This is a genomic window from Brevibacillus fluminis, from assembly GCF_003710825.1.
Lineage (GTDB): Bacteria > Bacillota > Bacilli > Brevibacillales > Brevibacillaceae > Brevibacillus_D > Brevibacillus_D fluminis.
This window is the reverse complement of record NZ_RHHQ01000024.1, coordinates 1-13,339: the sequence shown is the minus strand read 5'-3', so window position 1 is coordinate 13,339 and position 13,339 is coordinate 1. Positions and strand designations below refer to the sequence as shown.

The following is a 13,339-nucleotide window of genomic DNA, read 5'->3' as shown; positions in this document are numbered from 1 at the left end:
AGTTTTTTTCTCCTATTCGCGCAACCAGATGAAGTACACCAGGAACACAAAGAACAGCACGTACATGATCGGATGAACTTCTTTTGCTTGTCCTTTGAAAATCTTGGTGATCGGGTAAACGATAAAGCCAGCTGCGATACCGGACGCGATGCTGAACGTGAGCGGCATCATGATGATGGTGAGGAACGCAGGCAATGCTTCTTCCATCTGATCCCATGCGATTTTGGTCATGTGGGAAACCATCAACACGCCGACGATGATCAGCGCAGGAGCGGTTACTGCAGACGTAACGACAGCCAGTACAGGCGAGAAGAACAGGGACAGCAGGAAGCAAATCCCGATGACAATCGCGGTGAATCCGCTTCGTCCGCCCGCTGCGACACCCGCTGTGGACTCGACATAGCTCGTAGTCGTGGACGTGCCGAGGATAGCGCCCGCCATACCGGCGATTGCATCGGATGCCAACGCTTTACCAGCGCGCGGCAGCTTGCCATCTTTGAGCAAGCCTGCCTGGCTCGCAACGCCGAGCAAAGTACCAGTCGCATCGAAGAAATCGACGAACAGGAATGTGAAGATGACGATTAGCATATGACCGCTGAACATGACAGACGGATCACTCAAAAACTGGAATGCTGCACCAAATGTAGGAGCGATGCTCGGTGGAGCCGATACGATGCTGGTTGGCACATTGACCAGTCCGAAGATCATACCGACGACGGCTGTAACCACCATCCCGATAAAGATCGCGGCATTGAACTTGCGTGCCATCAAGATCGCAGTAACTACTAGGCCAAATATAGCCAAAAGCGCTTGTTTCGCTGCCAGAATCTCTTCCGGCTTCATGCCTTCGTGCCAGCTAAGATGGCTGAGCGAAACGATGGTTGCCGGATTGGGGACGATGATCCCGGCGTTTTTCAAGCCGAGGAATGCGACGAACAAGCCAATCCCTGCGGATGTTGCATATTTCAAACCAGATGGAATCGAATTTATGATTGCTTCACGAACACCAGTCAACGTTAAAATCAGGAAAATCGTACAAGAAACGAAAACACCAGCCAATGCTTGTTGCCAAGGTACCCCCATGGTCAGAACAGCGGTATACGTGAAAAAGGCATTCAAGCCCATACCTGGCGCTTGGCCGATCGGGAGACGACCGACAAAAGCCATGACCAGCGTACCGATCGCTGCTGCCAAAGCTGTTGCGGTAAAGACGGATTCAAAAGGTGGGTAGTGCATTTTTACATCTGCCGGCAAATCCGCGCCGCTCAAAATAAACGGGTTGACTGCGAGCACATACGCCATTGCCAAGAAAGTGGTGATACCGGCGATAATCTCGCGGCGGTAATTTGTGCCCAGTTTCTCAAATTCAAAGAAATTACGCACGATAAGGCCTCCCTAGAGTTGTTTGAACCAAAAAGAAGAAAAAAAGCCGAGCGCACGTGAATGCCTCGACTTCCGAAGGAACGCTGGCGAAAACGTGGCTGCGCCAATGCATTGGCACAGCTACCGTTTTCCTCATACAGGGCGAAAACCGTACCCGCATGAGAATATCATAACGTTCCGTTCGTAGTCAGATCATTTCTGGTGACCTAGTAGAGACTCCTGAGCCATATTCTCAGGAATATACGAACTTTCCCCTTTTGTTTCCGATAGGGAAAAGTTTATCAACCAAAATAGAATTTGTCAACGAAAAACCGAACGTTAATAACATTTACCTTTTCTATTATACGTGCTGCTATTCCCACTCGATGGTTGCAGGCGGTTTGGAGGTAACATCATACACGATGCGGTTTACATTTTCCACTTCGTTAACAATTCTTGTCGATATTTTCTCCAAAACATCCCACGGTATACGCGCCCAGTCAGCAGTCATGCCATCGATGGAGGTTACGGCACGGATGCCCACTGTGTAGGAGTACGTGCGAACGTCACCCATTACGCCGACGCTCTTCATGTCTGGCAAAGCAGTGAAATATTGCCAAATCTCGCGGTCCAATCCGGCTTTCGCGATTTCCTCGCGCAAGATCGCATCAGATTCCCGAACAATTTTCAGCTTATCTTCCGTAACTTCGCCCAAAACCCGAATACCCAAGCCCGGACCCGGGAATGGCTGACGCCATACGATTTCGTCTGGGAGGCCGAGCTCCGTACCCAATTTGCGCACCTCGTCTTTGAACAGTGCTTTCAACGGTTCGATCAACGTGAAGCTCATGTCCTCTGGCAAACCGCCCACGTTATGGTGCGATTTGATGGTTTGCGCTGTTGCGGTTCCGCTCTCAACGATATCAGTATACAGCGTGCCTTGTGCAAGGAAATCCATATCTTTCAGCTTTTGCGCTTCTTCATCGAATACATAGATGAATTCGTTACCGATGATTTTACGCTTTTGCTCTGGATCGGTTACGCCAGCCAGCTTGTCCAGGAAACGTTTGCGCGCATCGATTTTGATCACTTTCATATCGAATTTGCCGACGAATGTTTCCATGACGCTTTCCGCTTCGCCTTTGCGCAGCAGGCCATGGTCAACGAACATGCAGGTCAATTGATCCCCAATCGCACGGTGAATCAACGCTGCTACAACGGAAGAATCCACGCCACCGCTCAACGCGCACAGCACTTGCTTGTTGCCAACAGTTTCGCGAATATGCGCGATTTCTTCATCGATGAAGTTGGTCATGCTCCAATCGCCTTTGCAGCCGCAAATGCGGAACAGGAAGTTGGAGATGAATTCGTTCCCTTTGACGGAGTGACGCACTTCCGGATGGAATTGCACACCGTACATTTTGCGCTCAGGGTTGCTAATTGCAGCCACTGGGCAAGAGTCGCTCACCGCGTCGATACGGAAGCCTTCCGGCAATTCGATAACCTTGTCGCTATGGCTCATCCACACGATTTCATTGTCCGTCCAATCATGGTACAGCTCATGGCGTTGTTCAAGGCGAACTTCCGCTTTACCGTATTCGCGTTTACCCGCACGCTCTACTTTCCCTTTCAGCAAATGGCTCATCAGCTGCATGCCATAGCAGATTCCCAATACAGGAACACCCAGGTCAAAAATCGCTGGATCTACCTTAGGAGCGCCTTCTTCGTACACACTTGCCGGTCCACCAGAGAATATAATCCCCTTTGGCTGCAATGCCTTCAGTTTTTCCACAGGTGTGTTGAACGGCAACAGCTCGCTGTAAACACCCAAATCACGCACACGACGTGCAATCAACTGATTGTACTGCCCGCCGAAATCCAACACGACTACCATTTCCATCGCCTTGTCCACGAAAATCCTCCTCATCACAAATCATTACTCATAGGATGTGCAAAAAACAGGCAAAACCATTATTCCGCACAAAGCCTTATCCAAAACGGCCATGCCTGATTGGTTGGCCGTAATCGGCCGCTTTTTCCCACGATGCTTTCACGGCTTTCGCCCTTGCAGCATGTAAGAAAAAAACCGGGACACCTCCGTCTATCATACCGGAGGCAGAGTCCCAGTTCTCATACGCAATCCAATACGTATCCCGAATGTAAAGTCCTCTCCTCGTAGTCGTCCAATTTACGGTCAGACGGTAGAAACGTTCAGGCCCTATCCCTGATTTTATACGAGAATTGCTCTATCGTAGGACATTCTAGCAGACTGCGTCAAAATGTTCAAGGCTTCAATTGATTCGTCAACCGTTCCATGATTTTGTCTCCGGTTTCCTTCGCTTTGCCCTCAAGCTCCTTGAAGCCATACAAAACACGCTCAAACAACTGTGTCACGTACAGCAAGTCCTGGCGCCGGTCTCCGGAAACTTCCAATCGCTTCACATATTCGCGCAGCGTTTCGCCCTCCTTGCGACGAGTGAAAATGCGCTCATACAGCCGGATCAGCGCATTGTACTTGTCAGGAAAGCGCTGTGTAGCAGAGCTTGTCATCCGGCGGTGCAGCCACCAAATATAGAGCGCGTCTCGTTTTTTCCAAAATACAAAACCTGCGATGGCGACGACAACCACGATGCCCAGCAATGCTCCCCACGATAAGCCGCTGTTCTTTTTCGCACCGCCTGTTTGCGCATCCCGCTCATCCAAGCGATCCGGATTGAGATCGCGCGGCTTTTGTGGCGTGATGCCCGGAACGATCGGCTGTGCAGCGGGCTGATTCGACAAATCGTACTGAACGCGCAGCGGAGAGATGAAGGAGCTGGTAGCCTCAAACGGAATCCAGCCGTAATCCGGAAAATACACCTCAACCCACGAGTGAGCATCTTTATTGCGGATTTGCATGACTTTCTGGTCTCCGCGAGTCTGTGTCTCCGTTCCCGGCGCGAAACCTTTCACCCATCGTGTCGGGATTCCCACCGTACGCAGCATGACGGCCATAGATGAAGAGAAATGGTCGCAGTAGCCGCGCTTCGTCACAAACAGGAATTGGTCAACGAAATCTTGCCCCTGCTGCAAGATCGGGACATCCGTCGTTTCATACGAATACTCCCCACCCGTGCGCAAAAAGTTTTCAACCGCCCGTACCTTCTCATATGGCGTTTTTGCATTGGCTGTCACCTTTTCCGCCAGTTCCTTGACGCGCTGCGGCAATTCTTTCGGCAGCTGCAAATATTTCTCCTTGATGGCCGCAGGGTAATTCGAGCCGGAAGCAAGGATCTTCTTCTCGCTAATAATCGGCACTTCAGCGGTCAGATCGTAGTGGTTCATCTTCATCAAAATCGTATTCGGGACGATCTTTGGATCGCCCACCCCCGGAGGCTGCCCTTCTTTTTGCGTCACCACATTGATTTGGCCGGCCCGTACCTCAACCTGCTCATTATCTTTGTCATAGACGAAGGTCGCATTGGCAGGCTTGTAATTTTTCACGCCTGTCAGCTGACCCGGGTAAAAAATCGTTGGATATCGCGTCTCCGGGCTAAATTGCAGCGATGCTTCCACCTTTTTGGTTTCAAACCCTTTAAACAGCTGATCTTTCCATGTATGCGTAGCTGGGTTCAAAATATCTTCATAGGTGCGCTCGCCTTTTTGCCATCCCACACCCGAATAGACATCTTTGGAATCGGCGCGCCAATACGTTTTTTCATTTGTTGTGGCAGTAAACACCAAGCCATTGTCCTGAACGAACGGTCCTCCCAGCAATTCGTCGCTGTTATCAAATCCGACTCGTTTGACATAGCCTGTACCTACCTCGCTGCCGTTTCCGGTGAAATACGAGATTGGATCGGGCCACTCGGGATCGTGCTTTGGCCCGGCGTAGGCCACTCCCACCGCGAGCGCGATGATCATGATCGGCGCGATCAGCGTTTTCCAAAACCGCAACGACTTTCCTTTTGCAGGCGCCAACTGCTGCATCGAGGAAAAGTGAGTCACAGCCAGCAGCAAAAATCCCGCGATGAGCGCCCGGATAATCGCCCCGTCCGCTTCATATGGCAAAAATGTATCCAGCGTCGCCAAATACGTTTCCGTCATAATCACGAACCAAAGCGCCTGTCTTTGCTCAATCACCAAATAGCTCAAAAGCGACACAATGGCCGCGATCATCAAATAAAACAGCAAGTTGCGTGTAATTAGCGACATCTCTGTCCAATGCTGCATCATGGCCAAAGGAATGTCCCGCTGCAATCGGACAAAAATTTCAAGCAGCCAATCTTTTGAGAAAAGCGGCGTCTGGATATAGTTGAAATGCAATAAATACAAGGCCCCCACCAGCTTGAGAAACGCTCCGAGCCATCTAGACCGAAGCGCGAGATCCAAAAGCAGCACGCCTCCAATCAAATAATAGAAGGCAAGCAGGTCACCCGTATCAGTCAACCGTAAAAGCGGCAGCAGCCACTCGCGAATCAAGAAAAACAAAAAGGCTGCCCCTAACCAATCCAACCATTTAAACGGCCGCAGCAGTCGACCATGCATGTCATGCACCTCCTATCCGTTGCAAGTCATCGTATTCAGCCAGATGAATGGCACGGCATGTGACTTTACCCGCGTTTAAAAATTGCAGCATTGCTTTTTCGGCCGGCGTAATGACACTGTTTTCGTGCAGCCAAAACAGCTGCACATTGCGCCCTGATGCCGCGAGCTGAATCAACCGAGTCATCAGCGGTTTCTCCAGGCCAGCGGTCACGATCGCCAGTGTCACCCCTTGGGCAAACTCAAGCGCATGCTTCCCGACGACCTGGCTGAAGCTCTCGTTTCCTTCCGGCATCACGCGTGCCAGTTGGTCGAAAATCCGGAAAAAATGCGACTGGCTATTTGCTGGCGGAATGGCCACACGATCGTTTTGATGACAAACGAATCCATACGGGTACATTTTTCTGCTCGTGTAGTAAACCAGGCTTGCGGTCAGTTTGACCGCCGTCTCGAACAAAGCCGGAGCGCTCGATGCATAGCTCGCTTTTGACACGTCGAGAAAGAAAACGATCTGGTTCATGGCTTGATGCTCAAATTCCTTCGTTTTGAGCCCAAGCCCTCGTGCAGAAGCGCGCCAGTGAATCTGGCTTAGTCGATCCCCTCGCTGATAGTCGCGCACCCCGCGCACCGCGGTCACGTCGTTGGAGAGCAGATGCGACACCTGCGCATTCCCACTCATTTTTCCATCCCCGGACGGCCAGTGGGATATCAGCTTGCAAGTCGGGTAAACCAAAAATTCGTTACGCAAGTCAAATGACTTTCGCTTTTGGAAAAAGCCAAAAAAGTCGCCGCCTGTCAATACAGAAGACTTCAATTGGTAGTGGCCCCTCGGTATGGACGGGATCACATAAGAAAAGGAAAGCTCGCGCTGAAACCAAGGAAAATGCAGCTGCCGATGCGGCTCATACAGCCCCGCAAGCTTATCTGGCAACGATTCGATCAATAGGTTCCAGCCAAGAGGAAACCAAATTTTACGCCGCAAATGAACCGTGACGACGAGATCCTCACCGTCCTGCAGACGGTCCTTGCTGATCTCCCGCGTCATCTGCAGCGTAGCGAACATCAGCACATAGGCGATGATTTCATAACCGACAAAGGTAAGGCTACTATAAAACAAGAACCAGCTGGCAAAGCCACCCTGAAACATCGCGAACGAATACGTAACGGCCAAAAGGCCAATGATTTTTACCAGACCATATTTGCGTTGAACCACACAGATCACCTCTTTTCTTTTTAGGTGATGGGAACACGTGTGGATTGCAAAACCGTAGAAAGCAAGCGATCCACCGTCTCTCCTTCCAGCCGCGCCTCCGGTTTAAGAATGATACGATGGCGGAACGTATGCGGCACCAGCTCCTTCACATCATCCGGGATAACGAAATCACGACCGCGGATGAACGCGAGCGCCTGCGCTGCCCGATACAAGGCCAGAGAACCGCGCGGACTCACGCCCAGATATACGTTTGCATGCTCGCGCGTGTTTTGCCCCAAGCGCACGATATATTCTTTGATGCTTTCGCTCACTTTGATCTTCGTCGCTTCTATCTGCAAGCTGCGCAGCTCGTCGGCCGAAACTACTGCATCAATCATCTCAATCGGCTGCTCGCTCGAAAAACGCGTCAAAATCGACATCTCTTCCTGTATCGACGGGTATCCCAGACGCAGCTGAAGGAGGAAACGATCCAATTGGGCTTCAGGCAACGGGAATGTCCCCTCATATTCCAACGGGTTTTGCGTGGCCATCACGAAAAATGGCTGCGGCAGTTGGTAGGTCACCCCATCCACGGTAACCGAATGCTCCTCCATCGCCTCAAGCATCGCGGATTGCGTCTTGGGCGACGTACGGTTAATCTCATCCGCAAGAACCACGTGCGCAAAAATCGGCCCCTGCCGGAATTCAAACTCCATCGTACGTTGATTGAAGATGGAAACACCCGTCACATCGGTCGGGAGTAAGTCGGGAGTGAACTGTATACGCTTAAAATCGCCCCCAATTGAACGAGCGATTGCACGAACCAACATCGTTTTACCGACACCCGGCACGTCCTCCAATAAGACATGCCCTTTTGCCAGCAAAGCCACAAGGCTGAGCTCAATGGTTTGCTTTTTTCCGATCAGTACTTTTTCAATATTTGCGATGAGTTTTTCGATTGCTTGATGCGGTTGGTCCACTTTTAGTACGTTCATGAGCAGGCCTCCAATTTCAACGGTCATAGTAACAAAATAAAGGATAAAACAAGGAATCTACAAGAAAAGAATAATAAATATTTGTAAAATTAAAACAAATGACAAATATTCTCTCTTGTATGTAAAAAAGAGCAGGAACACTACTTCTCCTACTCTCCTTCTATATGACGTCTTCCAGCTAATTTTTGTTTCTGATTGGGTCTTGCTGTGACAACGAGTCTTGGGAGATACAGGCACGTTCAATGTGCTCCTGTTAATCTCCACCAAATCCTAAATCTGGTTTTTTTAACACTGTTACTAGATTACCACGGATTGTGGAAAACCTCAACACATCAATAATTTCCGCGCCAAGCTCTCCCTGGCAGCATTCTCTAGCTTTGACATGGTGCCTATCTACCAGCCTACAGCCTCTATTCCTATGATATAATAGTGAGAATGCAGTCATGCGTCTCAACACTCGCCAGGATGAAAGGAGCCGAAAATGAAGTCACTATCACGCAATCATTTTCATACGTGCCTCCTTGCACTCCTTTTGTTTTGCTTGTGCTTCCTTCCAACGCATACGTTCATTGATGAGCAATCCGATCCAGGGGCGACATCCAAGTATGTAACCTCCCATCACGGGTCAGCACACCTAGCCAACTATCGCCATCAGTCACTGAACAAATATATCGGGCACACCGTCCTTTTTTCCCGCTTCATCAGCTACCCTAAGCTAGCGGCATTTGCATCGCCGCCCGTAATCGTTACCTTTTTGTTCTTAATTCAGATTCGCTTAAAATGGCAAAAGCTCATGCCGATCAAATATGAATCAAGGTTCGTGGTCTCCTCCTCTCCCGGAACGAAAACTATTCCAGAGAGGGGACTCACTCATGACAAGATACACACAGGAAGAAGTAAACATGATTCGCCGAACCGTAAAAGAGCTCAAAGTTTTCTCGCTATGCATCCTAGTAGTTCTGGCCGCGATGTTAATCGCGCAGTATTTTTTAGATTAGGAGCAAGCGTTCCTTCCGACATGGGAGGAACGCTTTTTAATTAATCCAATATCCCATGCCCCACAATCTTCACATTCAGTTTGGTATCAAATATGCTTCCGACCAATTCAACCGCTTCCAAGTATCCGGGTAATAAGCAATAAGGTGCCGTCCCACGCCAAAACTATCATGATTGACCATCTGAATTTTTGTATGACCATTTTCGCTCTTTGGGTCAATTCATTTGATAGTTTTTCATTCAACTGATCCACTACTCTTTTGTCCTTTAGATGATCCAGAGGATATTCACTGGCTATCACAGGCAATTGTAAAGCGAGATGAACTGTGATTTTTTGATCTTCATCTACCATTACCTTGAACGTGCGCTTCACCCTCTTGATATCAATCGATATGTAATCCGCGATGTTCGGTTTGTTTGTATCGTGTGCGTTTAACGTAAACCTTGCAGTTTTCGCTTTCTTGCCTTGAAGCAGCAAATATAAGATGGATTCATTCTTGTTCAGCTCACCAATCATGCGGTCGCCATCAAAAAGCGCCAAACCTCGAACAAACACCTTGTCCTCTTTTTTTTGTACGTAGGGAAGAGCCATGTCTTGGCCGGGGTCGAGCATCACCGGAAAAAATGTTTGGATGAACTCCTTAGGCACGATCGTGACATCTTCAAGCGCGTTTAGCTGCTGGTAGATATGCTCCCCAACCAGTTTGGTGCCGACCTTATTCATTTCAACGACTTCTTGTGCCGTGCCCCTGACGATGCAGGTTCGGGCATTAATCGCTGTTCGGGTATCACGGTAATAGATATTCATCGCTGGGTAAATCCCTTGTCTTGCTAATTTTTCCCCGAGTAACAGCACATTCAATTTGTTTGGTGCGAGAATGCCAGATGTCTCCTGATTGAGAATATCACGACCATCCCGAAGTGTTTTGGAGACCACAGAGTGCGTTTCACTCTCTTCCTTGGTCCCTGATTCGGTCTTTTTCACGTCCAAAACCGATACGATGCCTCTCGATTCCCCTTTGTTGGATACGTCAATACCGAGTGCGAAAATAATTCGCACGTCTTTTAAGAGCTGCTGATCCCAGCAGCCCGAAAGAATGGCTGCCGAAAGAGAGAGTACGAGGAAAAGAACAACCTTGTTCAAGGCTCGACACCTCCCGTTTTTCTCATGCCACGCACTGAGGAGACAACGAGAATCAAAAGTGGAATTGTCAGGATAAAAAGGTAGCTGATTTTGATATTGAACCTGCTAAACGCGTCAATCGCAAACGGATCCTGCGGCCAAAGCGCAATCAAGAAAAAAAGACTACCGATCCACAGCACCGTTTTACGATGATTGGTTCCGCCAAACAGCCGTATCGCTCCGGTTGCAGCCATATATAAGTTACTCATGAGAGCAGTGGTTACCACGACCATCCAAATGGTGAGAAAATAAAGGTCCGGTCGCTCAATCAATTCAAAGGTAAGCGCTCTTAACATATAGAGAACTGGCTCAGGTACAAGCTCCATCACCGGCGGGCTGAAGAAGGCGAGGCTGGTGAACACCATGAACGTATACAGCAACACTGACATCGCATTGCCAATGGAAGCAGCCTTCAGTATCGCTTTGCTCCCTCCCTCCACGAATGGGTAGACCACCAGCAGTATTTCAAACCCGAGCATCGCATCTGTTGCCTGGTAGACGCCCTTGATGATGTTTTGCCATCCCGCTTGACCGATCGGAAGAATATAGAGCAGATTGGCTTTCGTATAGGCGTAGGCTGCCATGGCGATCATGATGACGACCAGTATGTTTATAAGCACAAAGAAACGGGCAATTGTCCGCAAGCGTTCTTGTACCAAATACATGCATAGCGCAATCATTAGGATATAGATTGCCCAGCTTGGCGTCTTATAGAAGGCCCATTTCCCAAGAATACTCCCAAATCGTACAACAATTAAAACCCCCGTAGTGATGAAATAAGCCGTGTATGCCACTTTCAGCAAGGTTCCGATCGACTTCCCGAAAACTTGGGGCAATATTTCATACAAGGTAGCGGTGGGAAATCGTTTCCCCACTGCCCACATGATTCAAATAAGGATCCGGACAAGTGCGTCCTTGAAATCTTTCCAGCGAAAGGGAGCAGCGGTGCAAAATACGGGGCACCGAAGGATTGCAGCTTGCACAGATGAATGAAAATAGCCATTAAGCTGACGGCGATTCCGAGAAAACCAAACAAAGCTGCCGATAGCATAACCGGGAATCGCAAAATGCGAAGTGCTCCGCTCATCTCATGGCTAGGCACGACGAACGAAGCGAGTGCAGTCAGTGCAACTACGACTATCATCGCATTGGAAACCAGTCCCGCTTTCACAACCGCATCCCCGATTACAAGGCCGCCGACAATCCCGATCGTCTGTCCTACACGCCCCGGCAGCCGAATGCTTGCTTCACGTAAAAGCTCGATGGTCAGCTCCATAAACATAGCCTCAAATATAGGGGAAAACGGAATTTTTTCCACGCCGCTTTTTAACGTGAGAAATAAATCGGTAGGAATGACTTCAAAGTGAAAGGTAAGGACGGCAATATAGTAAGCAGGCAGCAAAATGGCAATGAAGAAGCTGAACAACCGTATGGCTGCTGCTTTCAACATGACTAAAACCCTTGCCTTCGACGGCAAGGGTAACGGTAATATATGTTTCGTTCAAAACGTTCGATGAATGTAAGATAGTGCGTTTCAAATTGAGGGATCTGCATTGATCATTTACCAAAAGCCACTCATTTCAACTGTATCCGCATCGTTCAGATGAAACGTAGTGCCTAAACCACAAAAACCACCTTCATCAAGGTGGTTCTACTTGTACGTCTGAGCCCATTTTTCCAACTTACAAAATGTCTCTAAAAATAAAAAAAGCCTTGATTCCTCAAGGGTTTTGTAAAAGTGGTGCGGATGAAGGGACTTGAACCCCCACGGTTGCCCGCCAGAACCTAAATCTGGTGCGTCTGCCATTCCGCCACATCCGCATTGCATTTTGGTGAAAATGGTGAGCCATGAAGGACTCGAACCTTCGACCCTCTGATTAAAAGTCAGATGCTCTACCAACTGAGCTAATGGCTCGAAATGGCTGGGGTACTAGGATTCGAACCTAGGAATGACGGAGTCAAAGTCCGTTGCCTTACCGCTTGGCTATACCCCAAAAAATGGTGCCGGCGATAGGACTTGAACCCACAACCCCCTGATTACAAGTCAGGTGCTCTACCAATTGAGCTACACCGGCACATTAATCATATGGTGGCTCGGGACGGAATCGAACCGCCGACACGAGGATTTTCAGTCCTCTGCTCTACCGACTGAGCTACCGAGCCATATTATATATTCGCCATAAATGGCGGAGCTGACGGGACTCGAACCCGCGACCTCCGGTGTGACAGACCGGCGTGAACTCCAACTTCACCACAGCTCCATATTTGGTGCACCCTACGGGCACTACGATTCTACTTGAGCAAGATGTTACTCCCAGATCATGCAAGTAGAAAATTTGGTTGCGGGGACAGGATTTGAACCTGTGACCTTCGGGTTATGAGCCCGACGAGCTACCGAGCTGCTCCACCCCGCGACGGTAAGAAAACTATATGGTGGAGGCTGACGGGATCGAACCGCCGACCCTCTGCTTGTAAGGCAGATGCTCTCCCAGCTGAGCTAAGCCTCCGAAAAAATGGTGACCCGTAGGGGATTCGAACCCCTGTATGACAGCGTGAAAGGCTGCTGTGTTAAACCGCTTCACCAACGGGCCATGCTTGTACAATTATGGTGCGGTCGGCGAGACTCGAACTCGCACGGGTCGCCCCGCCACCCCCTCAAGATGGTGTGTCTGCCAATTCCACCACGACCGCGCATTACTAGTAATCAAAAAATTTGGTAGCGGCGGAGGGGGTCGAACCCCCGACCTTTCGGGTATGAACCGAACGCTCTAGCCATCTGAGCTACACCGCCATAAAGCGTAAATATGGCGGAGAGTGAGGGATTCGAACCCTCGCTACGCTTGCGCATACTAACGGTTTAGCAAACCGTCCCCTTCGGCCTCTTGGGTAACTCTCCGCATATGGCTCCTCAGGACGGACTCGAACCGCCAGCCTACCGGTTAACAGCCGGTTGCTCCACCATTGAGCTACTGAGGAATATAAAGTTGAAGGTTGTTCCTTCAAAACTGGATACGCAAGTCATTGCTATGGATTGTTGTGGATAAGCCCTCGACCGATTAGTATTCGTCAGCTCCACGCGTTACCGCG

At 49.5% G+C, this 13,339-nt stretch carries 8 protein-coding genes, 13 tRNA genes, 1 pseudogene and 2 riboswitches; of the genes and pseudogenes, 1 reads left to right on the top strand and 21 read right to left on the bottom strand.

Translation table 11 applies throughout. The annotated features are described in order from the left end of the window. Positions 1–12 precede the first annotated feature (12 nt). From EDM56_RS26755 to EDM56_RS26735, 5 genes are all read right to left on the bottom strand, one after another. A complete protein-coding gene (locus EDM56_RS26755) occupies positions 13–1,383 on the bottom strand; it encodes an NCS2 family permease (protein ID WP_122920999.1) in 1,371 nt (456 codons plus the stop codon). Positions 1,384–1,547: 164 nt separating this feature from the next. Next, positions 1,548–1,649, bottom strand: a riboswitch (purine riboswitch). 86 nt (positions 1,650–1,735) lie between these two features. Next, a complete protein-coding gene (gene guaA / locus EDM56_RS26750; protein ID WP_425456366.1) occupies positions 1,736–3,289 on the bottom strand; it encodes a glutamine-hydrolyzing GMP synthase in 1,554 nt (517 codons plus the stop codon). Between the two features lie 229 nt (positions 3,290–3,518). Then, positions 3,519–3,620: riboswitch (purine riboswitch) on the bottom strand. A 25-nt stretch (positions 3,621–3,645) separates the two neighbouring features. After that, positions 3,646–5,889, bottom strand: a complete 2,244-nt coding sequence (locus tag EDM56_RS26745; protein WP_122920997.1) for a transglutaminase TgpA family protein — start codon at positions 5,887–5,889, stop codon at positions 3,646–3,648. Position 5,890: 1 nt separating this feature from the next. Next, positions 5,891–7,099, bottom strand: a complete 1,209-nt coding sequence (locus tag EDM56_RS26740; RefSeq protein WP_122920996.1) for a DUF58 domain-containing protein — start codon at positions 7,097–7,099, stop codon at positions 5,891–5,893. Between the two features lie 20 nt (positions 7,100–7,119). Then, on the bottom strand, positions 7,120–8,073 hold the full coding sequence (locus EDM56_RS26735; RefSeq protein ID WP_122920995.1) for an AAA family ATPase: 954 nt from the start codon (positions 8,071–8,073) through the stop codon (positions 7,120–7,122). Between the two features lie 872 nt (positions 8,074–8,945). Here EDM56_RS26735 and EDM56_RS32135 point away from each other — a divergent pair. After that, on the top strand, positions 8,946–9,071 hold the full coding sequence (locus EDM56_RS32135) for a hypothetical protein (protein WP_281274992.1): 126 nt from the start codon (positions 8,946–8,948) through the stop codon (positions 9,069–9,071). Positions 9,072–9,178: 107 nt separating this feature from the next. Here the strand turns inward: EDM56_RS32135 and EDM56_RS26730 are convergent, their stop codons facing one another. From EDM56_RS26730 to EDM56_RS26655, 16 genes and pseudogenes are all read right to left on the bottom strand, one after another. Further along, complete coding sequence (locus tag EDM56_RS26730) at positions 9,179–10,213, bottom strand: Ger(x)C family spore germination protein (protein WP_122920994.1); 1,035 nt, start codon at positions 10,211–10,213, stop codon at positions 9,179–9,181. Continuing rightward, positions 10,210–11,136 carry a GerAB/ArcD/ProY family transporter gene (locus tag EDM56_RS26725; protein WP_122920993.1) on the bottom strand — a complete coding sequence of 309 codons (927 nt, stop codon included), beginning with the start codon at positions 11,134–11,136 and terminating at the stop codon, positions 10,210–10,212. The genes EDM56_RS26730 and EDM56_RS26725 overlap by 4 nt, the downstream gene beginning before the upstream one ends. 6 nt (positions 11,137–11,142) lie before the next feature. Next, positions 11,143–11,684, bottom strand: a pseudogene (locus EDM56_RS26720) (spore germination protein); the annotation flags it as partial. Positions 11,685–11,991: 307 nt separating this feature from the next. Further along, positions 11,992–12,073 (bottom strand) — tRNA-Leu (locus EDM56_RS26715). 18 nt (positions 12,074–12,091) lie between these two features. Continuing rightward, positions 12,092–12,167: transfer RNA gene (locus tag EDM56_RS26710), tRNA-Lys, on the bottom strand. Between the two features lie 4 nt (positions 12,168–12,171). Further along, positions 12,172–12,246: transfer RNA gene (locus EDM56_RS26705), tRNA-Gln, on the bottom strand. 5 nt (positions 12,247–12,251) lie between these two features. Then, a tRNA-Thr gene (locus tag EDM56_RS26700) sits at positions 12,252–12,327 on the bottom strand. 12 nt (positions 12,328–12,339) lie between these two features. Beyond that, positions 12,340–12,415, bottom strand: a tRNA-Phe gene (locus EDM56_RS26695). Positions 12,416–12,436: 21 nt separating this feature from the next. Further along, positions 12,437–12,513, bottom strand: a tRNA-Asp gene (locus EDM56_RS26690). 76 nt (positions 12,514–12,589) lie between these two features. Further along, positions 12,590–12,666 (bottom strand) — tRNA-Met (locus EDM56_RS26685). A gap of 17 nt (positions 12,667–12,683) precedes the next feature. After that, positions 12,684–12,759, bottom strand: a tRNA-Val gene (locus EDM56_RS26680). Positions 12,760–12,766: 7 nt separating this feature from the next. Further along, positions 12,767–12,843: transfer RNA gene (locus tag EDM56_RS26675), tRNA-Glu, on the bottom strand. A 15-nt stretch (positions 12,844–12,858) separates the two neighbouring features. Further along, a tRNA-Leu gene (locus tag EDM56_RS26670) sits at positions 12,859–12,943 on the bottom strand. Between the two features lie 23 nt (positions 12,944–12,966). Then, positions 12,967–13,043 (bottom strand) — tRNA-Met (locus tag EDM56_RS26665). Positions 13,044–13,057: 14 nt separating this feature from the next. After that, a tRNA-Ser gene (locus EDM56_RS26660) sits at positions 13,058–13,148 on the bottom strand. A 5-nt stretch (positions 13,149–13,153) separates the two neighbouring features. Further along, a tRNA-Asn gene (locus EDM56_RS26655) sits at positions 13,154–13,228 on the bottom strand. Positions 13,229–13,339: the final 111 nt, after the last annotated feature.